At 35.6% G+C, this 24,707-nt stretch carries 26 protein-coding genes; 3 read left to right on the forward strand and 23 right to left on the reverse strand.

The features are described from left to right. Nucleotides 1–150: 150 nt before the first annotated feature. The 8 genes from I600_RS06715 to surE all read right to left on the reverse strand — a co-directional run bounded on the left by I600_RS06715 (nt 151) and on the right by surE (nt 7,449). Nucleotides 151–528, reverse strand: coding sequence for a VOC family protein (locus I600_RS06715; RefSeq protein ID WP_058103690.1), 378 nt, complete (start codon nt 526–528; stop codon nt 151–153). An 87-nt stretch (nt 529–615) separates the two neighbouring features. Beyond that, the gene (locus I600_RS06720) at nt 616–2,886 is read right to left on the reverse strand and encodes an ATP-binding protein (protein WP_058103691.1); all 2,271 of its coding nucleotides are present in this window, start codon (nt 2,884–2,886) and stop codon (nt 616–618) included. A gap of 284 nt (nt 2,887–3,170) precedes the next feature. After that, entirely contained in the window at nt 3,171–3,653 is a 483-nt protein-coding gene (locus tag I600_RS06725) for a glycine zipper family protein (RefSeq protein WP_058103692.1), read from the reverse strand. A gap of 125 nt (nt 3,654–3,778) precedes the next feature. Then, the gene (locus I600_RS06730) at nt 3,779–4,147 is read right to left on the reverse strand and encodes a DUF2200 domain-containing protein (RefSeq protein WP_058103693.1); all 369 of its coding nucleotides are present in this window, start codon (nt 4,145–4,147) and stop codon (nt 3,779–3,781) included. A 215-nt stretch (nt 4,148–4,362) separates the two neighbouring features. Then, the gene (locus I600_RS06735) at nt 4,363–4,854 is read right to left on the reverse strand and encodes a hypothetical protein (protein ID WP_058103694.1); all 492 of its coding nucleotides are present in this window, start codon (nt 4,852–4,854) and stop codon (nt 4,363–4,365) included. Nucleotides 4,855–5,127: 273 nt separating this feature from the next. Next, the gene (locus I600_RS06740; RefSeq protein WP_058103695.1) at nt 5,128–5,763 is read right to left on the reverse strand and encodes a hypothetical protein; all 636 of its coding nucleotides are present in this window, start codon (nt 5,761–5,763) and stop codon (nt 5,128–5,130) included. Nucleotides 5,764–5,952: 189 nt separating this feature from the next. Further along, nucleotides 5,953–6,606, reverse strand: a complete 654-nt coding sequence (locus tag I600_RS06745; RefSeq protein ID WP_058103696.1) for a hypothetical protein — start codon at nt 6,604–6,606, stop codon at nt 5,953–5,955. 108 nt (nt 6,607–6,714) lie between these two features. Beyond that, nucleotides 6,715–7,449, reverse strand: coding sequence for a 5'/3'-nucleotidase SurE (gene surE, locus I600_RS06750; RefSeq protein WP_058103697.1), 735 nt, complete (start codon nt 7,447–7,449; stop codon nt 6,715–6,717). 219 nt (nt 7,450–7,668) lie between these two features. Between surE and I600_RS06755 the strand changes: the two genes are divergently transcribed. Beyond that, the gene (locus I600_RS06755) at nt 7,669–8,577 is read left to right on the forward strand and encodes a diacylglycerol/lipid kinase family protein (protein ID WP_058103698.1); all 909 of its coding nucleotides are present in this window, start codon (nt 7,669–7,671) and stop codon (nt 8,575–8,577) included. Between the two features lie 160 nt (nt 8,578–8,737). Here the strand turns inward: I600_RS06755 and I600_RS19535 are convergent, their stop codons facing one another. The 11 genes from I600_RS19535 to I600_RS06805 form a co-directional block, all read right to left on the reverse strand. Then, nucleotides 8,738–8,848, reverse strand: coding sequence for a dodecin domain-containing protein (locus I600_RS19535; RefSeq protein ID WP_262493599.1), 111 nt, complete (start codon nt 8,846–8,848; stop codon nt 8,738–8,740). A gap of 348 nt (nt 8,849–9,196) precedes the next feature. Beyond that, nucleotides 9,197–9,925, reverse strand: coding sequence for a haloacid dehalogenase type II (locus I600_RS06760; RefSeq protein ID WP_058104305.1), 729 nt, complete (start codon nt 9,923–9,925; stop codon nt 9,197–9,199). Between the two features lie 5 nt (nt 9,926–9,930). Further along, nucleotides 9,931–10,284, reverse strand: coding sequence for a DoxX family protein (locus I600_RS06765; RefSeq protein ID WP_082642903.1), 354 nt, complete (start codon nt 10,282–10,284; stop codon nt 9,931–9,933). A gap of 20 nt (nt 10,285–10,304) precedes the next feature. Further along, nucleotides 10,305–10,949, reverse strand: coding sequence for a DsbA family oxidoreductase (locus tag I600_RS06770; protein WP_058103699.1), 645 nt, complete (start codon nt 10,947–10,949; stop codon nt 10,305–10,307). Between the two features lie 3 nt (nt 10,950–10,952). Beyond that, a complete protein-coding gene (locus I600_RS06775) occupies nt 10,953–11,267 on the reverse strand; it encodes an EthD family reductase (protein WP_058103700.1) in 315 nt (104 codons plus the stop codon). A 71-nt stretch (nt 11,268–11,338) separates the two neighbouring features. Continuing rightward, nucleotides 11,339–12,331 (reverse strand): type I glyceraldehyde-3-phosphate dehydrogenase, encoded by a 993-nt coding sequence (gene gap / locus I600_RS06780; protein WP_058103701.1) that lies wholly within the window; start codon nt 12,329–12,331, stop codon nt 11,339–11,341. Between the two features lie 101 nt (nt 12,332–12,432). Then, nucleotides 12,433–12,981, reverse strand: coding sequence for a carboxymuconolactone decarboxylase family protein (locus I600_RS06785; protein WP_058103702.1), 549 nt, complete (start codon nt 12,979–12,981; stop codon nt 12,433–12,435). Between the two features lie 75 nt (nt 12,982–13,056). Further along, nucleotides 13,057–13,620, reverse strand: a complete 564-nt coding sequence (locus I600_RS06790) for a TetR/AcrR family transcriptional regulator (protein WP_058103703.1) — start codon at nt 13,618–13,620, stop codon at nt 13,057–13,059. 82 nt (nt 13,621–13,702) lie between these two features. Continuing rightward, nucleotides 13,703–14,368: a hypothetical protein gene (locus I600_RS06795; RefSeq protein ID WP_157490849.1), complete on the reverse strand. Its 666-nt coding sequence runs from the start codon at nt 14,366–14,368 to the stop codon at nt 13,703–13,705. Nucleotides 14,369–14,391: 23 nt separating this feature from the next. After that, nucleotides 14,392–15,654: a serine hydrolase gene (locus tag I600_RS06800; protein ID WP_058103705.1), complete on the reverse strand. Its 1,263-nt coding sequence runs from the start codon at nt 15,652–15,654 to the stop codon at nt 14,392–14,394. Between the two features lie 107 nt (nt 15,655–15,761). Continuing rightward, complete coding sequence (locus tag I600_RS06805) at nt 15,762–17,927, reverse strand: PEP/pyruvate-binding domain-containing protein (protein ID WP_245188871.1); 2,166 nt, start codon at nt 17,925–17,927, stop codon at nt 15,762–15,764. Nucleotides 17,928–18,947: 1,020 nt separating this feature from the next. On the opposite strand from I600_RS06805, the gene I600_RS06810 reads away from it, so the two are divergent. Continuing rightward, on the forward strand, nt 18,948–19,253 hold the full coding sequence (locus I600_RS06810; RefSeq protein WP_058103706.1) for a hypothetical protein: 306 nt from the start codon (nt 18,948–18,950) through the stop codon (nt 19,251–19,253). Between the two features lie 139 nt (nt 19,254–19,392). Continuing rightward, nucleotides 19,393–20,142, forward strand: a complete 750-nt coding sequence (gene ppgK, locus I600_RS06815; RefSeq protein WP_058103707.1) for a polyphosphate--glucose phosphotransferase — start codon at nt 19,393–19,395, stop codon at nt 20,140–20,142. Between the two features lie 77 nt (nt 20,143–20,219). Here the strand turns inward: ppgK and I600_RS06820 are convergent, their stop codons facing one another. The 4 genes from I600_RS06820 to I600_RS06835 form a co-directional block, all read right to left on the reverse strand. Continuing rightward, nucleotides 20,220–21,119, reverse strand: coding sequence for a DUF6503 family protein (locus tag I600_RS06820; RefSeq protein ID WP_058103708.1), 900 nt, complete (start codon nt 21,117–21,119; stop codon nt 20,220–20,222). A gap of 34 nt (nt 21,120–21,153) precedes the next feature. Continuing rightward, on the reverse strand, nt 21,154–21,942 hold the full coding sequence (locus I600_RS06825) for an SDR family NAD(P)-dependent oxidoreductase (protein ID WP_058103709.1): 789 nt from the start codon (nt 21,940–21,942) through the stop codon (nt 21,154–21,156). Nucleotides 21,943–22,231: 289 nt separating this feature from the next. Further along, entirely contained in the window at nt 22,232–24,034 is a 1,803-nt protein-coding gene (gene typA, locus I600_RS06830) for a translational GTPase TypA (protein ID WP_058103710.1), read from the reverse strand. A gap of 105 nt (nt 24,035–24,139) precedes the next feature. Continuing rightward, nucleotides 24,140–24,685 (reverse strand): hypothetical protein, encoded by a 546-nt coding sequence (locus I600_RS06835; RefSeq protein ID WP_058103711.1) that lies wholly within the window; start codon nt 24,683–24,685, stop codon nt 24,140–24,142. Between the last annotated feature and the right edge of the window lie 22 nt (nt 24,686–24,707).

The following is a 24,707-nucleotide window of genomic DNA, read 5'->3' on the forward strand; positions in this document are numbered from 1 at the left end:
TCAACTTACTAAAAACAACTTGAATTATCTAACAACTACATAATGAAGCATTACGGACCCATTTGATATATACAACACATTGTTATAATTATACAATTTTATGTGGTTTTATAAATGCAAATGCAGTTCCTATTTACTGAATTCAATGCTTTAATTAACTCTCCATGGCGGATTTAGCCTGTTCTCACCACCATAGAACAAAATCAGCTGGTTCCCATCCGGGTCTTTTAATCTTGCCTCTCTCCATAACCACCTCTCATCGGTAGGTTCTTTTTCAAATTGGATACCGTTCTCTTTAAGTGAGGCTACATGAGCATCTAGATCTTCACATTCAAAATAAACATAGACTCCATCTCCCTGTGGCAATGTTTCTGTTAGGTGAATGGAAAAAGTGGCATTACCATCCGGACACTCAAACCTTGCATAATTGGGAAGCGATTTTACTATTAATTTTAATCCTAGTTTTTCATAAAAAAGAATAGCATTTTCAACATTTAAGGAAGGAACGGTTACCTGATTTAAATTCATAATTGTTAAATGTCTTTATCGGCTTCTAAAATAACGCATTCAAAACAATATGACCAACCGCTTTTCAAAGGAGCAATCTACCATGCATTATTGTACGGGCAAGTAAATAATAAAAGTAGCACCTTCCCCTTTTTTACTAACGGCATGAATATAACCATTGTGTTTTTCAACTATTTTTTTACAGATAGACAAACCTATACCCGTACCCGAATATTCGTTCTTAGAATGTAGTCTTTGAAAAACCTCAAAAATATTACTAGCAAATTCAGGATCAAAACCGATACCATTATCTCGCAGGGAAATTTTATAATAATACTCGGCATTCTTTACAAAGTTTTCGGCAATGGTATCACTTCTTAATTTCTCCGATACAATATGTACTTGGGGCGCAATATCTTTATTTCTATACTTGATGGAGTTACTGATCAAATTGGTAAATAATTGTTCAATTTTGAAAGGAATACCATATAACAGCGGTAAGCCGGAATAGGAGATTTTTGTTTCTGTATCTTTTATCAATTGCGAAAGCTCTTCTTCAACTTTTTCAATTGTATCGTTTAATTCTATTTGCTCAAATTTAGAGTTGATCTTGTCTATCCGTGAATACGATAATAGGTTTTGAATGAGCTCTCTCATTCTAAATGTAGCTGCCTTAATTTTATTGAAATAAGCTGAACCTGCATTGGGTGTCTTACCCTCCTCATCATCCTCTATGCGAGAAATGAACATCTGTATTTTCCTTAATGGCTCTTGTAGATCGTGGCTAGCTACCCTATTAAAAGATTCCAATTCTTCATTACTTTGTTTGAGCTTTTCATAACTCTCAATAAGTTCCCTATCTTTTTCAATTCTACTTGTAATGTCTTGTACAATACCCACGGAAACCGGTCTATTGTCAATATCTAAATTTCTTCCTTTAAGGTCCAGATATCTAATTCCCTTATTTTTTGTGATAACCCTATAAGTGAAAACCGTTGATTTAGCGCTATCTTCAGTATTGGTCCCTAAAGATTCAAATATGGAAATATCATCTGCATGTACATACTCCTTATAGGCATCAAAAGTTACATCAAAACTATTGGGCTTAACCCCAAGTATTCTGTAGAAATTATCTGAAACCGTAGCACTACCATCATCAAGGTACCAGATAAAACTACCCACACCTGCTACATTTTCCGCTTCTTTAAAAATGGTATTCTGCAGGCTAAGGTCCTCATTTAATTTTTGCAGAACCTTTTCAGCTTCTTTGACCTTGGTAGTATCCCACGCGGTGTTGGTGATACCATTGGCAGATTTTACAATAGTATTATGAATGTATTTCGTTTGGTTCTCGAACGTGTAAACACTTTCATGTTCTTGTGTTTCTCCATTCAGGTAACAATCTTTCATTAATGAAAAAAGTCCGTTCTCATTTACCATAGGGTACTTATCTAAAAGCGAGCTACCTATAATATCTTCTTGTTCCGTACCTGTTACTTTCTCAATGGCGTCTGAGGTATATTTAAACTGAAAATCTACAATGTTCTTTTCACCATCCATAATAGGCTCAAAATGACTAATGACATTGTTAGAACTTTTATATACCCCTTTTAAAAACTCTTCAGTTTCCTGTAATTTTTTGTTCTGATTAAAAACCTGATTATTAACTTCTTGAATCTCTCCTTTTTGCTTGTAAATACTAATAAAGCCAATTAGAAAAATACCTAAAGCGGTAATAGCTACCAATAATGATGACATAGGTGTCAAAAATGATTGAGAAGTGTATTCCTCTTTACGGGCCACCATTAAATAATTCTCTTCGGATAGCATTCTCTCTTTAAGAATCTGAGATTCCTCTACAATTTTAGAGATTCTAGCAATACGCTGATACCTTTTGCTTGCCAGGTTGATCTCCACACTATCCTTAGCTTCTATACTATCAATGACAGCAATACTATCTGTAGACTCTACTGTATCTACCTCACTACTAATTTTATCGCACAATTGTTCCAAGACCTTTACACGCTCTTGTTGGGCTTGGTTATCTGAAGTTAGCTGCTTTAACCTCTCTAAAGTCTGCTCCATTTCTGAAACTACAATACCACTTAAGTTGCTACTATCCTCTTTTAAAAGAACCTTTAGTTGTAAGGATTCCAGCTCTTGAAATTTAGCCGAAAGTTCTACAATAGTACGCTGCACCTCTAATGTATGCGCAACCATATCTCCGGTTTCATGAAGTCTATTTACCTGTTTGTAACCTACGCTCACCGTATACAATAGAAGCCCAATAGCCAAAATTAACAGTACAACATATGTTTTTGCAGAAGCGATTAGGGCTTTCAACTTCATCATGGTCTCTTTTGAGAATAAGGTTGTCATTTTTAGCATCAGTTTAAAAGGGGGTATTACCGACCATTAAAATTTCAATCAATGAATATAGCTTATTTTAATACCAACATAAGGTCTTCAGTACAAAAAAATAAAAAGATTTTTTAACCGTGAAATAACAATAATTCTGATTAAGACAACAACAGATTTAATCGATTGTCTTTGGAGTAAAGATTCAACTCGTTTGCTAAGAATAAATACTTTTAAATAGAGTTTTCTTTAAATTGATAGTATCAGCTGTTACAAATTTAAAACGAAACCAAAAGAGAATTTCTTTATTTACCCATTATACCCATAAATGCATTCAAATTTTCCACTTCACCATTAATTTCATATGATTGAGCATTCTTAAACAGTATGGAGATTCCACCAATTGTGGCTCCGAAAATTCCTCCAACTAAACTTCCTAAGGCGGCTCCCTCACCTATTGTATATGCAAAAAAGTTGGCATTCGGCTTAGCATTTGCACCTACAATAACAGCTAATAGTACAGCTCCAGCTGTTGCTCCTATTAGAATATTATTTCCAGCGGAATGTTTAGTTTTAATAATATCAATGTCCTTAATAGAAATTTTTATTAATTCTTCTTTTCTGCTTAAATAAAGAAAGTTCTCCGAATATGACGAAATTTCTCCTTTACCAATCTTTTTTCCATTTAAATCGTAAACTCGAACAAAAATATTAGAGTTTTTTATTTCCGTCTGAGCACAAACATGAAAACTAATAACAAGAGCAATTACGTGAATAATATTTTTCATAATATATGCTTTTAAATTATCACTTCTACAATTAGTAAGTATTGATTAACAATAAGTTATAAATAACATACTAGTCAAGTTTTCGTAACTAATCCGGCTTACCTTTACTAAAAACAGTATTAGTTTTATACTCGTAAAATTTTCTCCATTTTACGTCCTTTTGCCAACTCATCAATTAGCTTTTCCATTTGCCTGCATCGTTTGTAGACTTCAAACTTATCCTCTATTTCTTCAATGCGATAACCACATACCACACCTTTGACCAAATGTGCTTTAGGGTGAATTTTAGCTTTTTGAAAAAACACTGCAAAAGTCACTTTTTCATCAATTAACTCCTGAATCATATTGTTATCAAAACCGGTAAGCCATTCTATTACTTGATCAAGTTCTTCTTTTGTTCGTCCGTTCTTTTCTAATCTAGCCAAATAAAGTGGGTAAATAGATGCAAAAATCATATTTCCAACCTTTTCATTTTTCGCTGCAGTAACTTTCATTCTCTTATGCAATTCATGTTACAATTATCTTTTATAATTCTGTAAAGTTTAAAGTTAATTAAATCAGCTTTGTAATAAAGTTGATTAGTTTATTTTTTAATACCCTATCTTACATGAGTGAACTTTGGAAATAGTTACTAACTAGCATTCCTGACTAATAGTTTTTTTTGCACTCATCAATTCCAATTGAAAATGCTCTGTCATGAAGAACGATTTTACTTAACATAAAATGGATTTTCAATGTCTTCATCATTACATTCCATTTTTAAAATCCAACGACCATATTTTGAGAACTCTATATAAATTACATCACCCACATTTACTCTTTTAAAATCTTTTTTCAACAGACCATATTTATCAAAATCCGGGTTCTGTTCAAATTCTATTTCATAATGATGGAAGTTATCCATATTTCTTCTTTTAAATTTTACTTTTAGTTCGGTAGAAACTTTAATTTTCGCCTCTAAATCTTTCTCAGTTGGGCTTTTATAAAAGAAACGGAAGTATGGTATAAATGAAATAACAAAAAAGAGACAAGCTAAAAATTCAATAAATCCAAAGCCTGGTTGTTTTAATAACCCTATAGCAATAACACCTAAAATTATATTAGCAATAAACCATGCCACATTAGATTTTTTGTTTTTAGAGCGAATAATTTTCAAGTCATCTTTCGTAAATGGAGCTTCGTATTTTTTAGATTGATTCAAATTTTAATGAAATGATTTGTAAAAGTTTGGCTTAAAAAAACATTAGTGAAAATTGCACTTAATTCTTTTCATTTTATATAAAATTAAAACGGACTTGTGTATGAAACGTAGCGTGCAAAAAGACACTAGCTTTTCGGATTAACACAGAGCCGAATTTTTATATTTTGTTTTTAATTTTCTCTTTTAAAAAGCCAAATTAAAAATTTGGCGGACTTTGTAAATAAGCAGAAAACTTTTGGTTTAGCACTTATTAGCTATGTTTTATATACCTTGTTACCACACGTTTTTTTCTTGCGGTGTTGATTTATATTCCTTGTTTGCACTTTTCATTATTTTTTTCTCAAATACTTTCGGAAAGTACTTCATAATTATTGTCGATTTGAGTTTGGTAAATCCGCTAACTTTTTGGTCTGATTTTTTCCATAAGCTTTTAGCATCTTTTTCAGTCAGGATTTTTTCAATTCCGTTTTTAGAGTCGATTTTTATTAATGGAAATTCAGGTTGATTTTCTCCACAAAGCGTTATTTGTTTTCCTAATTCAGTACTCATTGTTTTCATAAAATCCGTTACCTTTTTCAATTCCAATTCCGAGTGTATTTCAGAAGGATTAATATCAAACTCGATTTGGTCAATAAGAACAAAGTAGCACTTGACAACAATTCCGTCTAAATCAATTGTCGCAGATTTGGTTTCCAATTCGCCAGTTTCGTCCGCAAACATTGTTTTCACATATCCGAAGTCAATTTTGTCTGTCAAATTATCTTTATAAACACCAAAAGTCAATTTGAAGTCAGAGTTCAATAAGTCAATCACTTTTTTCCAATCCGAAATTGTTGCGTTTTGAACATAAATATCTCTTAAGGCTCCATCCTTTTCAAATATCCATTCTATGTCTTTCCAATTTATCAATGTTGCTCTTAAATGTGTGGTAACTCCTGAATATGCACAATAAAGGTTACAAATAAAAAGATACTAAAATCTTCAAAACCAATAGCTATAAGAACTGAAAAAGTACTTTGCAATTGAAAAGGAAAAGCATCATAAAAAAGCCAGTATTTTGACAATACTGGCTTTTATAGTTAGTGAGAAAATATAGTATTACTCTTCTCCTAACTCTGTTATTTTTTTCTCGTACAGTTTTTTACTTTCTACAACAGCAACGTTCAGCTCGCTCATTATTCCATCTACACGACCTTCTATACTTTTCATTTGATCATTGATATTATCAAAAGAATTAAGTGCTGCAGCTACCTCCAATGCTTTTACTACCTCAACGGCATCGCCATGCAGTAATCTTAATTTATCAATAGCTTTAGAGGTATTGGCTAGTGTACCATTATATTTTGTACGTGCTTTTTCAATTGCCCCTAACAAGGTTTTTTTACTGGTCTCATCGCTTAAACTATTGGTTTGGGTTTCCATAGCCGTAAATAAATTAGAAGCTTTTTCCTTTAAGTCTTCATATTCCTTCGTCAGGTTTTTAACCCTACGGTCAACTTTCTCCCAGTCTCCATACACTTTTGCAAATTCCTTATCTTCATTTTTAGTATCCTCTAAGGCACTCTTTAATGCATTTAAGGATTCCAGACCTTTGTTCACATTTTTATTTGCGGTTTCCTTTTTATTCTCAAACGCATTTACCTGCGATTTAAATTTATCCTTTAAACGAATTAGGTCTTCTGGACTTTTATCTTTCCAACAAGAAATTAATGAAATGGCAACGAATGCAATTAATAGTGTTCTTTTAAACATATGTATACGCTTTAGTTAATGGTGCGGCAAATATACATAATCTGTTCCCTTTTATTTATTGGCAAATACAACCCGTACCACGCCCACTGGCTAAAATTAGGGTAGTTACTACTCTTGTTCTTGACATTTTTGATTTAAAAATTTTTGATCGGTAAGATTCAAGACCATTGGGGTAATACTTGTTTTACCTTGCTTTACGGCCCACCGATCAGATTCTTTTTCCTCGGGCTCTAGGGGAGTGACCGTAAACCAAAAATGTTCTCTTCCCATTGGGTCTTTATTCGCCAATATTTTACCGTCGTATTGCCGTACAGACTGACTTGTCCATAATATTTCACCATCTGGATGCTGAGGGAAATTGATATTCAACAATTTTAATTCTTTTTCATGTACAACCTCATCCAAAGCATTCTTAGTAAAGGGTTCCAACATTTTAAAATCTGGTTCATCTTTAGCTATAGATATACTCAAAGCGATACCCCGAACGCCAAAAAGTACAGCCTGCCTAGCCGCTGAGAGCGTACCTGAATGCCATGCGGAATTACCTAAATTTGCACCAATATTAATACCGGAAAGTACAAGTTCTATACCTTCGAATAAATGCAGCCCAAGTGCCACACAATCCGCAGGGGTACCTGCTACCCTGTACGCTTCTATACCTTCAAAATGGATTGGCGATTTTTTATACGTTATGGGTTTACCCGAAGTTATGGCCTGCCCCATAGAAGACTGTTCTATATCTGGCGCCATTACGATTACCTCCCCATATTGTGAAGCAACCTTTGCAAGACTAGAGAGTCCTGGGCTATAGATACCATCGTCATTTGTTACCAATATCTTCATATTCTAGTATTTAAAATTTGTTAATTAGAATCTTTCAAAAACCTCATTTCAATTTACCAAATAATATACTTTTTACATTTCACTAACCTGAATTGCATCAACATTTCTTTTAAATGAAGCAATAACTGAACTGAACAATACGGAAATTTCTATGTAGGATAGCATCCTCTCCGCTATAGAGTTAGGTTGTATATCTCAGTTACTAATTTGACCTAAAAAATGAAAAAAGCACAATTAGTTCATAACCCATCATCAGGAGATGGTAGTCATACCAATGAGGAAGTAGTGGCCCAGGTTGAAAACAACGGTTTTAAGGCAACATATATATCTACAAAAGATGACGTCACTTGGCAAAAATTTCAATTTGGGGAAATGGAAAATATATTCATTGCCGGAGGAGATGGTACGGTCACTAAAATAATGGAAAAATTATTGAACGAAATACCCGATCAAAAAGTGCTGTTACATGTATTGCCACACGGAACTGCTAACAATATTGCCAAAACGCTTCAAGCAACAACCATCATTGAACAACATTCTATCAAAGATGAAAAAAAGACTAAAAATTTTGATTGCGGAGTAATTAAGGGCGCACCTTCAAAGTTTTTCTTTGAAAGTTTAGGTATCGGAGTTTTTCCGGCATTAATTACTCTAATGAAACAAATAAAAACATCTGATAATCCTTCAAAAAAACTGAAACGATCGTTAGATGAACTGATTGGCATTGTGCAGAATTTCGAAGCCATTGAAACTAGTATTGAGGTAGACGGATTGACATTGGAAGGTTCGTTTATTCTGATAGAGCTTATGAATATTAAATATTTAGGACCCAACTTACATTTAGCGCCCAACGCTGATCCCGGTGACGGATATTTTGAACTTGTTCTAATAACGGAAGAAAAACGTGCTGAATTTTTACATTATTTAATGGCATTATCAAATGGATCAGAGGCAAAAAGTAATATAGAAACATTTGCAAAAACCATACGAGTACAAGCATTGAAAATGAAGTGTATCTACAACAAACTTCATATTGACGATACTGTGGTAGATAACTGTAGTAACCATATACTAGAAATTAAAATACGGCAAAACTGCCTACAATTTTCAAAAATCCCTTTTGAGTAATATTAAATCGAAAATGTTTATGCGTTAGGTATAATGACAAAGCCACCATCATTATTCAGCTATAAATAGCGATTTTGCAAAAGTTTTTTATAAAAAATGGAACGATTATTCAGTTCCTTTTTCATTACGTAAATTTATAGGTCAATAGATTCATAGTTTTCTAACCATCTTGATTATCGACCGCAAAAGAGATTTTCGCATTTACCCCATATGAGGTAATGGCATCATTTTCTACTTTAACATTCACTTCCATGAAATATATAAATTGTATATTCTTTACACTTCATGAAGCTTCTATAACGACATTTACCTCTGCGTCATCAAAACTGTTTATTGATGTTGCCATAACTTCTTTTATCTAATCAATTTTCATTTTACACTTAATTTTAATTCCACAATACGTCTAACTTGTTAGACTTTTACTTACATAAACTTAAGCAGTCAAATCACTAAGGATCAATGCAAAACCTTGAATATTTACCACTTCCCTAAGCTACTGTACACTAGCCCATTATTGACTTATTAAAATACCTCTTACGCAAAAAAATATTAAAATATGCTCACCGTTAAAATCAAGTTGAAATACTGATATAAGGTATATTATCAGATTTAATACACACTACTTATACTCCGTTAAAACCTTGGCTACCTGCAATACATCTGGATAAGAAATTTCTGTTTGTTTAGCCAAAGGAAAGGGTTGTTGCCCAGGTCTATTTACAAAGGCTGCCCGCCAGCCTGCCCATTGTGCACCGGCCACATCCCAGCCATGGGCGGCAATCAACATGCACTCATTGGGTAGTATGCCCATTTTTTGGGCTCCCCAAGTATAGGTTTCCGTAAATGGTTTAAATTTGCCGGTTTCCTCAACACTCAAAAGCTCATCAAAATACTCGGTTAGCCCGGCATGTTCAAATTGCTTCTTTAATAAGGTCTTAGAAGAATTGGTAAACGCTACCAACTTATATTCTGCCGCTTTTAGCTTTGTAAGCGCCTCTTTTACTTCTGGGTGTGCAGGTAAATTACTGATAGACTCGCCTATTAACCTACGAGCATTTTCTTTTGAAATTTCAATATTATGATTTGCCGCTACCATTTGTAATGCCGCCGCTCCAATATGACCGAACGGTTCATAAGTTCCACTGGCGGAAACTACCAATGAATATTGTAGCATGGTGGTAAACCAAAGCGGTAATAAATCTTCCCTACCGCCTAATGCATTACCTACTTCTTTTTTAACTGCGCTAAGATCCAATAGGGTTTCATTTACATCAAAGAACAAGACTTTAGGACGAATACCCTTTAATGACCCATCTACTATAGTTTTATGTATTTCCCTATTATTCATTTCCATTATACCTTTTTACTAAAGATATATGAAATGATCAATGAAAGCAAGGCAATAACGGCTGCCGTCTGTTCACCATCACCTACCATTATATGCGCAAAAAATGCCAGTACAACGGCAAAGAAAAATGCGGCATACGCCCATTCTTTAATCAAGTAAAATTTTGGATTCCAAATAGCGAACAAGCCTATTAGTTTAGCCGTAGCGTACGGATAAATTAAATAGGTTGGGTAACCCAAACTTTGAAAAGCCGTTTTCACGTAATCATGATTAAAAAAATACATGCTTGCAGAAAATAGCATTACCAAGGTAAAAATACCTGTGGCTATGTAGTATATAATTTTATTTGAAATATTCATGATTCAAAAATTTATATGGTTTATTCGGAAATAAGTTCTCCCAGTATTTGCTTAAAAGTAGCAACAGGTTGAGCTCCCGTTACGGCACTTTTCATGTTAAAAACTATAGTAGGTACTGAATTTACACCCAAATTCTTCCATTCGCCCTGCTTGTTTCGGACTTCATATCTTGCCGCTTCACTATCAAGTTTTGTCAGTGCTTCATCTGCATTTAAACCAACATCCAGTAACGCTTGCTTTAAAACATCTTTATCAGATACATCTTTTCGCTCACCAAAAAACGAATTCATTAGTCGCAATTTCAGTTCGGTCTGTTTATCAAAATCTTTGGCATATTCCAATAGCACATGAGCATCAAAAGTGTTTGCCATACGCATACCTTCAAAATAGTCGAATTTGAATCCTAGTTCTTCTCCGATATCTGTCATGTTTTCACGCGATTCCTGTTGCTGTTCTAAGGTAGAACCATACTTTTCTGTAATATGTTCGGTCAGATCTTGACCTTCTGGCGGCATACCCGGATTCAGTTCAAACGGTTGCCATTCAATTTCAACTTGGTCTTTAATTCCTAGTTCTTCAATTGCTTTTTCCAAACGTTTATACCCAATGGCGCACCAAGGGCATACTACATCAGATACAATATCTATTTTCAATTTCTCTTTCATCACTTAAAATGTAATCAAATTACTAATTTGAATTTCACCTTGCACATTACTATAGTTCTTGACATCCGTAGCAAATGTTGCCGCATGCGGACCAAAAGCAGCTTGAAAAGAAGCTACATCATCAAATTTTAAATGAGCAATGGCTACGTATGGTGCAGCATCGCCCGGTGCTCTGCCACCAACACCTAAATCCAATTCCAATTCTTTCAATGCACTGCCCACTAGTTTTTGAACCATTGGCAAGTGTGTGTTCTTATAATATTCCGTGTCGAACTTTACGCCTTCGCTATTTGGATACATTACGGATACTTTTATCATGTTGTTTGTTATTTAAGTTGATAAATAAAGATAGCCAATCTTTTATGTCAAGATCAGCTACCTAATTTAATTCAGTTTTCTGCCAAAATTTGACGTATCATTTGATTGGTGAATCCCCATTCGTTATCGTACCAGGTCATCACTTTCAACAAATCGCCATCTACTACTCTGGTCATCCCCAAATCTACGGTAGACGCATGCGGATTCTTTACAATATCCGACGAAACCAAAGGCTGATCTGTAGTATCCAAAATATTCTTATACCTATCCGTAGCCGCTTCCTCTTTAAAAATAGCATTTACTTCTTCAGGGGTTACTTCACGTTCGGTAACAAAAGTTAGGTCTGACATTGACCCAACAGGAATTGGCACACGTAGGGCAACACCATCAAACTTACCGGCAAATTCCGGTAATGCCTTTGTCGTTGCAATTGCCGCACCTGTTGACGTAGGTACAATATTAGCTGCACCCGCGCGACCCATTCTCAAATTCTTCTGTGAAGGTGCATCTACAATACCTTGAGAGGCAGTATAGGCATGCACGGTAGTCATTATGGCTTTTTTAATACCCACTCTACGCCCCAAGATTTCTACAACCGGGCTAATGTTATTGGTGGTACAACTGGCACATGAGAAAATATTCGTTTCACCTGCATCCGTATTTACACCATGTACAACCGTTGGTATATCTTCACTTTTAGTTGGTGCAGATATAATTACGGATTTAGCGCCCGCTTTAATATGCTTTTTGGCATCTTCACTCTTGGTAAAAAAACCGGTACTTTCAATTACAACATCAATTTCGTGTTCTGCCCAAGGCAAATCTTCAGGATTGCGTTGTGAATTATATTGAATTTTCTTTCCGTCTATAATCAAATTGTTCTCATCATGCGAAACCTCTTTTTCATAAATTCCATAAACCGAATCATACTTTAATAAATAAGCTATATTCTCTATGGAAACAATGTCGTTTACCGCTACTAAGTCTAACTCTGGATTATCCAAAATTACTTTTAAAGAAGCGCGACCTATACGCCCCATTCCGTTTATTGCTATTTTTTTCATTTTGATGTATTTAGTTTATTAAAATTAAATAGCCCTCTGCCTTAAGACAGAAGGCTATCAACAATCAATCAACAAATGGTTTCGGGGAACTTGAAACCAAATTATTTAGACCATTCAAATTTCTTGAAAGGTTCATCTACTGGTGTATGTGCAATATGATTTGTATAGTTACTGATTACCTTTTGTGATAATCCTAGGATAATTTCCAATACTTGTTGCTCACCATAACCTGCAGCGTAAAAAGCATCAAGGTCCTCTTGTGTTACATTACCACGGTTACGCACAATGGTCAAAGTCATTGTTCTTAAGGCCTCTAATTTTGCATCGGCCAACGGTGTTTCATTACGTAATGCTTCTGTAATGGCATCATCAACTTTCATCATTTTGGCGATACCAGTATGTGCCGGTACACAGTAGTGACATGCATGCTCTACGTTTATCGTTTGCCAAACCACGGTCAATTCTTCTTCATTGAAAGAAGTTTCAGTAAATAATTGGTGTAACGTTTGGTATGCTTCCAAAATTTTTGGTGATGCCGCCAATACCCCGTGAAGACCAGGAATCATTCCAAATGACTTTTGAGAATTTTCTAATAATGGCTTACTACCTTCAGGTGCAGATTCAATGTTGTGTACTTTTAAAGTTGTCATACTCTTTCTAATTTTAATATTTATTATAGTTATGTTAAATCTAAGCAATCGCTTAGTTATTGTTCAAAAAAAATGCTACAAGTGTAAAAACGTAATTTTAATAATGCCCTTTAATTCCTCCTCACTAAATACTTTAGATGAAATGGACAAACCTAAAAGAGCGTTCATTAAATAGTCTGCTTGCGCTTCTATTTCTTTTACATCCCTTTGGTCGTCTTGTTTTAGATTCCTTACAAACAATTTTCTAATATTTAATGAAAACCGTTTTAATGCGGCCATGATTACCGGATTAGTATCTTCTTTGATTTCATTTACCGTATTGGTCACCAAGCAACCTTTAAAAATGGCTCCTTCCCTTGAGAAATCTAGAAAATCCAAAAAATAATCTTTAATACCCTCTACCCCATTAGTAGAGTTTTCCAAGATATTTGTTATGGACTTGATCTTTGCATTATACAGTTTAATGCTCTCTAGAAAAACACCCTCTTTATTCTTAAAACTGGCATAAATGGAAAACTGATTAATACCCATTTCTTTCTCCAACATACGAACGGAAGTACTTTCATAGCCATTACGCCAGAACAGACGCATAGCCTTTTCTATGACCTCAGCTTCGTTATATTGTTTTTTACGTGCCATTAATTCTAATTACATTACAAAGCTAAGCAAGTGCTTTGTTATAAAAAAATATTTAACTTTTTTAAAAAAATAATATTACAACTTAATTGAAATCTTCATAAGATAATGCAATATCCACCGTGGTAATTGTTTTAGAATTGGTGGCTGAAATAGTTTTCACGGCATATCTAAGGGGATTACTATCTTCAATATGAAAACTAACTGAACTTGATTGATTTTTATCTAACCACACCGTTCTTTCTGTGGTAGTTTTCAATGATGGATGCTTTTCAATGTCACCACCGGAAAACTGCGTAAAAATCAAAATGGATTCCTCAAAAACATCTGTAGTTGTAATTTTTAAATTTACCGGATAAAGCTGTAATGCATCAAGGTTTAGTTCTTCTGTAGCTCCTATATTTTCATCCTTTATAACCTCCCGTATACTAGTAAAAGATATATCCTCTTTTAAAGAAATATGTAAATCATAAATCATTCCCTTGCCAGAAGTCTCAAAAGTAATTTTATAATTACCCTCACTATCTGTAATGGTAGAATCTAAATACCCCTTAAAATTATAATTAGTACCTGAAAAGGTTCCTTGTCGAATACTTTCACCAATTTTTATTTTAATATTCTTAATAGGTATTTCATTTATAGTATCGTATACACGACCAAAAACTGTCGTCTCGATACCTGCTTCAAGAGATTCCTCCTCGCAACTACATAAGACCGACAATAAAACCAGCAATAATAATAGTCTTTTCACGCAGTAAATAATTAATTTAAATTCTACCCCTTTCGTATAATCTTATCAATATTACCCGCTAAATACATATGGTCACTGGCAGAGTTTTTACGAAGTACGTTTGTCATTAATACTACCATATACCTACAATTATCCGGGTGTTCAACAATGATGACCGAGTTCATGAAATTGGTAACGTTGCCCATGTATTTTCCGCATGCCTCCCCATTACTTCTATCGCATTTGTACAAAGAGCCCGACTTAAAATATACAGCGGCTTCTTTCAATGCCGGTGACTGTGCGTAGCGAATTCTACGATCGGTCATATACATTAATCGTTTCATCTCTAAGCTTGATGCTTCATCTACCACCTTACCCTGTTCCAATTGAACCAAGAATTTCATTAGACCCTGTGGTGAACCTATACTACCGCCTTTATCGCCCACATAGGTATTTGCACCTCTAGTGAAGAAACTACCCAACCGCCATTCATCTGATGTAATGCCCAATTCACGTAAAGGCAGATTAACCACATCATTACTCAAATCTGTCAGCTCTTTTTTAGGAGTTTCCTTAAAGTAAGTATCCGCCTCTTCTTGTGTCAGCTCAGGATACTTTTCACCAAATGCTGCCATTAACAGCGCCTCTCTCCATACTATACTTGCCGCACCGTTGTTACTTACAGATAGCATATGATCTGCCCATTCATATAAAGAGAACACATCGCTGGCAATTACTTGACGTTTTACCAAGGTATTCTTTTCAATATTATAGATAGGAATGGTATGTTCATCCGTTAAGCCCCAAACTCCGGCTTTAACGGATTTATTCTTTAGTAGCTCCGTTCTTTTTTCAAATGAATCTGGGTAAATTTTTTCCAACTGTGTGAATAAGCCCAATAATACAGCCAACTTACCTACAGAACCTGGCTGATAGCCTGCGGTCTCATTTCGTTCTGCGTAGCGAACATTTTCTGGGTCCGATATATCTAAAACCGTTAACGAATAACTTTTATCCAAACCACGAAACAAGGCACTGATCTCCTTCTGAAAATCTGCATCTACCTGCATTAGACCCATTGCGCTATCATTCTTTCTTGACAGCAAGTTCAATTGAATATCGTTGTACGATTTCATAGCACCGACAGGTAAAGCCGATGCATCCTTAATCTCTCCGCTCTTGATCAGCTCCAATCGTTTTAAGCGTTTAATGCCAGTGCGCTCGTAACCATCAATTGGGTAATATTTGTATGTTGTAAAGGCGGATGCACTTACAACTACGATTAACAATACTATAATTTTCTTCATACTTATATCTAAACCAACTTTTAAAAATTATTATATGTAACATCTGAATTACAAGCCATAAAAACAAGAAAACACATGGCTAACAAACAAACCAATTTCTATTCATATCATATTTTTGTACTCAGCGAAATTTCTTTTGCCGTATTAATTTTTGGGGTGATGGATTCCAGATACCCAGAACTCAACGCTTTTTTATTTTCAACAAACGGTCTTATTTGAAACAACCATAATTTGTCTTCCTTAAAACCTAATTCCACATCATAAGCACCCTCATAATCCGAATTTGTTTCTTTTGGCATTGTTTCTCTAATGGTCTTTGCCAAGGTTTTAATATCCGCCATGTTCTTTTCATTCAAAACCCTATGCTCAAAAGTGGCTATTTTTTTGCCCGTACCACCTGTGGCGGGAAGCGTATTGTATAAGGCTTCACGCGCAGGAGCCAATAAGCGATATCCGTTATCACTATAGATTGTATATGTTTCCGCTGACTGCCCATCAACAGCACCACCCGCACCTCTACTAAATGCAACGGTCAAGTCTTTATCATTACCTGAATTAATCCCCTTTGTAATCAATACGCCCGAGTAATCTACATCTACACTTGGGATCACCAAAATGGAAGGAAATACATTCTCTGGATTCAACAAATACACTTGGCGCCATTTAAAACTTCGCTCTGTATATGGCGATGCCCAAACATCTTTAATACCCTCAATAATCTTTTCTTTGTCCAACACGTTGAATAAAGTCAAGTTTAGTCCGGCACCGGTGAACTCCTTTAAATCTTCCATATTGGTATCACTACGTAAGAATACAGGAACCTTACCAAACTCAGCACCAAGAACCGATTTAAATTTAGTCTCCAATTGATTTTTAAAATCTTCTTTTAAAGGCATTTTTTTAATTGCCGTTCTTAGCGTCTCCAATTGTCTTAATTGATAATTTTCAACTTCGGGTTCAGGCATATCTGTACCTCTCATGCGCTCAGCCTCTTTAAACATACTATTTAAAAACTCCCAATACGAAGTATTTTCGCCAGGCATGGTTTGATCCATATGATCTTTAAAGATCCCGAAAGGTATTACCAACCCCTCTACCACTTGCTCTGGAAACATCTTTTTCAACTGACCAAGGTTAGCAGCTTTTGGTCCGCATAAGGCACCAGAATCACTCGCATCAACATCTCGCATGTTCAGCACATCTGTAGTACCTAATTGAATTTTCTCAACTGGCACTTCTATCTTATCGGTATTTCGTTCTTTCTTTAGGAACAGTCCGCGTTCCTGATCTGTCATTTGCGCTTCTGCTTTTAAGATCACGTTCCCTTTATTTGAAACCGCATAAAATACACGGTCACCATCATACTTCTTTAAACTCTGAAGATTCTGATCAGATAGGGCGGCATTGGGTATACCTAAATTACGCGCCAATAATTGTACGTGCGATACCATATTACCTTCAGCCACAGTGGCAATACCTGCCACAGGTTTTAGGTCTGACGGAGAGCGCTGAAAAATATAAATTTTATCTGCCGATACCTCAATATCTTCAGATGAGCCATCTACTACCACCAATTCACCAAAGGCATAACCAGGGTTCAAGCCCCTGAAGGTACTTTGATTGGTAATATCCATAACTTTATTGGTCAAAGCGGATTCTTTAGATATAAAATCGCCCAACTGCCCTACACTTTGCCCCAAATGCAAAGCAATGGAACCTCTAATTCTATCATCTATAAATGCATATGATTTAGGCTCAAAAGCCGTATACGTATTTACTACTTCTTGATAATTGGCTTTAACTGTCGCCGCGCTCCACTCCACGGCAGATCTTGCAGTTTCTAGTACTTGTGTCAATTCTGCCAAAGTCAATTTACTTTCACCAAATTTACTGAGCGTACCAGAAATCTGCTCCCACTCCCACAATTCTAAATAGCCGGCACCCACAGATGCCGTGGTCAATGCACATATTTTTTCTAACTGACCACTAACTGTATCGGGCTCCCAATTAGGCGCGTTTTGAAATAGCAACTCTTCTAACTTCAAAGAAATATCCAATAACTGCAAACGTGCCAAAGACCGCTTTTCTGTTAACAGATCTTCCCTGATATCTAAAAGTAATTGTGCCGTTTCATTCACAATATAGGACGGGTTGTCATTATCTGCCTTTGCATTTATAAAAGATTGTACTTTATCTCCCAATAAAGTCCCTTTTACCAACTTAGATGTGTTTAGCAACGCCTGAACATCAACCGGTTTAAAAAACGTATTCATCGTAGTTACCAATCCGTCTAATTTCTTAATTAAATCGGTTGTCAATGATTTTTGATGTTTCGTTTTAAAATCTACTACTTTTTGAATATCGGCTTTTTCCGGCTGACTATGGATCTTGGTTCTAAGGTCCATAAACGGTGTGTATATATCCGAGATTACCTTAGATTGGCTTCGCATTAATTGTGCAACATTATCATCACCGTTGTGGGGTATATCCTTTAAAGATTGGCGTATGAGATAAAAGTTATTGCGCAGAACTTTATCATCTGCCAAAATAGTTTTATAGAAATCGATTCCCCATGCCTCTTCGTCTTCTACCTGTACAGAGCCTCTATAGAACTGCCCTTTTTGATTGATCCAGCCATTATCTACCAATCGCAAATACTTATCCAATTGATACTGTTTTAAGCGCGAGTGGTTATGACCGGCATCCCACAGCTGATCAATATCCGTATATGCCAAAATTTGACCTAAATAAATATGATTGGTCTCACCCAAGGAGACCACTTCATCTTTATAACGGGCATGTTGCACGCCAGGACCAATATTATCCGGGCAGGGGTCTTTTGGTTGTCTAATACTACCATCCGTACAGAACCAACGAATATCTTTATACGGACCCCTTATATCCACCTTATATTTTTGAACCCATTGTTGAATATTATCAGTAGATACCCTGTCTTGCGAATAACCAAAATTAGATGCTAAAAAACACACTATGGTAACCAGCGTAAATTGTAGAGGAGATGTATAGTTTTTCAATGTATACTAATGTTTAATATAGTAAAGGTAGTACGTAATTTTTCTATTAAATAGTGTTATCCAAAAATATTTTACTTCATTATTCAAAAAATAGCGAACTGGTTTACAGCTATTTAACATTATAAAAATCTTTCATAATAAAATGATAAAATTAATCGTTATTCAACTAATTAGATTTCATTTGTATTCAGAATTTTAGACCTAAAAACAGGACTAAAATCAGGCAAAAAAATCGATAATTAACTTAACAAGAAAAAAATGAAATCACTATTAATTGTATTGTTCGTTTCCATTTCTACCTTGACCGCATACGGGCAAGACGAAAGCACTATGAACGCCACCTATGAAGGCTTCATAAATGGTACTTATGTGTTCACTGACGACGAAGGAGAGCGTGTTGAATTCAACAACGTTGCCAATGGCGTAAGTGCAAAGTACGACCTTAACAGCTCTAAGTTTGTAGGTAGACAGTTCTCTATTACTTTTACGATTGATCTAGAGATGGACGAGGATGATGAGGAAATTCAAGTAAGCACGATTACAAACTTGCTTATGCCCGAATAAAACACTTAAAGGACCTAAAAAGGTCCTTTTTTTATGCTATAAATTATAGACATCCATAAACGTAAAAAACACACTAAATAATAGCACTTCAAAGAGCCGAAACTTTTTCGTTTCTTTGTAATTCATAACAAAATATAAAATGACTTTACTTGGTATTGATGTAGGTGGTTCTGGAATTAAAGGAGCGTTAGTTAATTCTGAAACCGGAGAAATGATTTCAGAACGTTTTAGAATACCCACTCCCATACCCAGAACACCCGAGGCAATGTCAGATGTAATAGCCCAGATAGTAGCGCATTTTGACTACAAAGGCAAAGTGGGCTGTGGTTTCCCTACTATTATTAAAAACGGAATCTGTAAAGCCACAGGTAATCTAGATAAAAGTTGGTTAGGTGTTAATGTAGAAGAATTACTGGAAAAGAAAACCGGATTGGATTTTACCGTAATCAATGATGCCGATGCTGCTGGATACGCTACTATGAACTATGGTACCGGTAAAGGAGAAAAAGGTTTTGTAGTAATGATTACCATTGGTACCGGCTTAGGAAGTGGCGCATTTCTTGACGGAAGATTGATTCCTAATTTTGAGCTAGGACAAATTCCCTATAAAAAATATAGCAAAATTGAGAAATGGGCAGCGGGATCAGCCAAGGACCGTGAAGGACTCTCCTATAAAAAATGGGGCAAAAGATTCAACAAATTCTTAGAGTATGTAGAATTGATCGTATCTCCAGATTTAATAATACTTGGCGGCGGTGCCTCAAAGGACTTTAAAGAGTTCAAATCAAAAATAAAAATAGAGACCAGGGTCATACCTGCAGAATTACAGAACCACGCGGGTATTATAGGTGCCGCTGTTGCTTCACAATATAAAGCACAAAAAGTTTAGTGCTAGCAACCACATCGCAAAAAAAAATCCCAAAGGTAACTTTGGGATTTTTTATTTATTTTAATTAAGCTATATCCTTAATTCAAAATCTTAGCATCTGCCGGAGCATCAAAAAAGTCTTTTGGTAGATCATTCTCAAATGAGACATCGGTAAAATCAATTTTGGTTATATACTCACCAGGCTGATTACCTTCTACTGTCCAATACGTTTTAAATCCACCGGGCATAGTAATACCATCAACTTTTTGCTCACCAATAAATTCAGTGAATTTTTCTGGAGCATGACCACCGTCCTTAAAATATTCCGGGTAAGAAACAATGTATCTCATTACCGCAATTTTATTGCTTTCTTTATTCACGTAAAGAATATAGTAATCGTCCGGTGCATCGCCCGTGCCTGCATCAAAAGTTACTTTTACAACATTGTAGTCTTTATCTTTAAAGGTAGTAGGCTCCAATAGCTCTAAGTTCACTCCTTCGCCACTTAAAACAAACGGATGACCAACAAACCATAAGGGTGTCAACGCCCAGAATTTAGTATCATAGGCAAATGCCGTACTGTCCTTTGCCATGACCCAAGCCTTTTCACCTGTCCACCCAAATTTAGCCGAACTATCCGTAGCACTTGTATGTACCGCACGGTTGCTCCAAGTATCTACCGTTTGATAGCTATCTCTTGCCGTTTTCCCGTCTAAGGGCTGATAATTGAAACGAAAAGTTAGTGGACCATTGGTAAACCAAGTATCCAATCCGCCATGCGCTTCCATAGCATTCCATATAATTTTACCCGCCTCGGTTTCATTCAATCTATTTTTCGCTTTTTCAACTCTTGAATTTACCCATGAATCTGGGTAAGAAATAACGTTAGATTCCGCAACCACTTCTTTGGAAGCTTTATCAACTGATTTAGGAGTTTCTTTACAGGATACGATTACTGCAAAAACTGATAAAAGTGAAAATTTGTAAAGTAATTTCATAATTGTGTGCCGTTTATTTATTTCCCAGTAAAAATCATACGGCTTTATGATCTAAACTAGCGGTTTTACGTTCCTCATAATTCTCGGCAACCTTTTTATCCAATTCTTGGGGTGCTTCAAAGTTCAGGGTATTTTCCTTGAGTCGTTCTTCACCGCCAAAAATTACTTGAAGTTCTTTATTAAATAAACCTTCTAATGATCGCTCTGCTACATACTCAGGTGCATCCATTTTTCTACCTTTAAATTTCTGCATCATCTCGGTATCCGTAGCCGTTGGAAAAGCACAGGTAACCGATACTTTGAAAGGAGCCAATTCGCGCCTCATAGAATCTGAAAACTGACGAATTGCAGCTTTGGTACTACCATAAACAGCATAAAACGGCATTCCGATCAATCCTAATCCCGAAGAAATGTTTAGAATATATGCATCTTCAGATGACTTCAACAATGGAATACAGTACTTTGTCAACAACAGAACAGCGGTAAGGTTAACGGCAACTTGATCGTACAGATCTTCATCTTGTATATCCTCTAACGGACCAGCCGCAACTATACCTGCATTATTGATCAAAATATCCAGATGCCCCCATTTATCTTCTATACGGGCTGCGGCATCTCTCAATATTTCAATGTTGGCGACATCACCGGCTATTTTCATAAAGTTTACTTCAGGGTACTCCTCTGCTAATTGCTTGAGATTACTTTTATCACGAGCAATCACCGCTATATTGGTTACTCCCTCTTTTATAAGGCTTTGAACCATACATTTTCCAATTCCGCGAGTACCCCCTGTAATGAGTACATTTTTACCATTTAGTTGCATATTAATAAGTGTTTGAGTTGAGTTAAATTGCACTTTAAATTAGCTAAAAAATAGACTCTAAACGAAGAAAATTGCAGGATGAACCCATTATTAAGAAAGTAGGAAAATCTATCTTAAAATTTTGCGTTTTTCTTAATGAAATAGCTTTAATCAATTATAAAACCAATAGAAATTGATAAAATTAAATACGCACAGTTTCCCCTTAAGTATACAAATTAGAAAAGCCACCTAAATAGGTGGCTTTTACATAGTAAAGGAAAAAAGTCCTTAAGAAAAAAGAACTTTTATTTTAAGCTATTTTATTACGCTTACGCTCGTTCTCCGTTAAATAGATTTTACGTAAACGTAAAAATTTAGGAGTTACCTCAACATACTCATCTTTTTGAATATATTCTAAAGCTTCTTCCAATGAGAATTTTATAGCCGGTACGATCTTGGCTTTATCATCTGCACCTGAAGAACGTACGTTAGATAGTTTTTTAGTTTTGGTAATGTTCACGGTCATGTCATCTCCACGAGAGTTCTCACCAATTACCTGACCTTCATAAATATCTTCACCTGGATCAACAAAGAACTTACCTCTATCCTGTAATTTATCTATAGAATAAGGAATAGCCTTTCCTGTTTCCATAGAAACTAAAGAACCATTCTGTCTTTGTGGAATTTCACCTTTCATTGGTTGGTACTCTAAGAAACGGTGTGCCATAATAGCCTCACCCGCCGTAGCAGTCAACAATTGGTTACGAAGACCAATAATTCCTCTAGATGGTATAATGAACTCACATACCATACGATCGCCTTTAGCCTCCATACTGGTCATTTCACCTTTACGCATAGAAACCATTTCAACCGCTTTACCAGATACTGCTTCCGGTAAATCTATGGTCAATGCCTCAACAGGCTCACATTTTACACCATCGATCTCTTTTATAATAACTTGAGGCTGACCGATCTGTAATTCATACCCTTCACGACGCATGGTCTCAATTAAAACTGAAAGGTGTAATACACCACGACCGAATACCAAGAATTTATCCGCACTATCAGTTTCGTTTACACGTAACGCCAAGTTCTTTTCCAATTCTTTTTGAAGTCTGTCGTTGATATGACGAGAAGTAACGAACTTACCATCTTTACCAAAGAACGGACTGTCGTTAATGGTAAACAACATACTCATTGTTGGCTCATCTATAGCAATGGTCTTCAATGCCTCTGGATTTTCAAAATCAGCAACGGTATCACCAATTTCAAAACCTTCAACTCCTACCAAAGCACAAATATCACCCGTTTCAACTTCTTGTACCTTTTTACGGCCAAGACCTTCAAAAACGTACAATTCCTTTATTTTGGATTTCACAATGCTACCATCGCGCTTCACCAAAGAAATTTGCTGATTTTCTTTCAATGTACCTCTTTGCAATCTACCGATAGCGATTCTACCTGTAAATGAAGAGAAATCCAATGATGTAATCAACATTTGAGTGTTTCCTTCTTTTGGTTCAAAAGTAGGAATATGCTCAATTACCATATCTAACAATGGCTCAATGTTCTCAGTTTCATTTTGCCAGTCGGTACTCATCCAGTTGTTCTTTGCAGAACCGTATACTGTAGGGAAATCTAACTGCCATTCTTCTGCACCAAGCTCGAACATCAAATCGAAAACTTTTTCATGCACCTCTTCTGGAGTACAGTTTTCCTTATCTACCTTATTAATTACCAAGCATGGCTTTAAACCTAGATCAATTGCTTTTTGTAATACAAAACGTGTTTGTGGCATGGGACCTTCAAAAGCATCAACCAATAACAAAACACCATCGGCCATGTTCAATACACGCTCTACTTCACCACCAAAATCGGCGTGACCAGGAGTATCTATTATATTTATCTTAGTATCCTTATATACAACGGAAACGTTCTTGGATGTAATGGTAATACCACGCTCTCTTTCCAAGTCGTTATTATCCAAAATTAAATCACCTGTATTCTCGTTTTCACGAAACAAGCTACAGTGGTACATTATTTTGTCTACCAAGGTGGTCTTACCGTGGTCAACGTGCGCAATGATCGCAATATTCTTTGTAGTAGTGGACATAAGGTCTTATTTAAGCGTGCAAAGATACTTTAAATATTTATAGCTACACTTAAACTTATGTTATTTTTATCTTATTGATTTTGAGAGAGTTCCCTTATGGGTATACTACTTTTTTCTACCACCTACAATCCAACCAAGTCTAACATCTATTAAAATACCTGCATCCTTATAAAAATCATCAACAAAAATACCGGGACCAAAAGCCAAGCCCCAATAGAATCCTTTTCTGTAAGTACGCTGAATACCATATACTAAAGCACCGTTATAAAAATAATCCGAGGCGTATTCCAAATCACCAATTATTGGCGTACCCAATTGAAGTTGATTTAAAAATGCAATATAGTTACCCGAGTTGCCAGATATATTCTTTCCTTTATTTAATCTTCTATTAAAATTTATGTATTGCCTTACATCTGCTTCTACGCCAGGATATAATCCAAACCTGGTCTCCCTATCTGTACCGCCGTTAAGTGCAAATCCTAAGAACGCCTCTAAATTCAAAGTAGTTTTATCAGCAACCCCTAGTTCATAAGATATCCCTGGTGCTAAGGCATTAACTTTAAAAAGTCCGTCTTCCACATGCTTAACAGATTGTGCATTCAAATAAAAAGCGGATAATAGAATAACGGATAAAAAAATGGTTTTTTTCATAATGTAGATTGATTGGATTTTA

Source organism: Maribacter dokdonensis DSW-8 (genome assembly GCF_001447995.1).
Lineage (GTDB): Bacteria > Bacteroidota > Bacteroidia > Flavobacteriales > Flavobacteriaceae > Maribacter > Maribacter dokdonensis.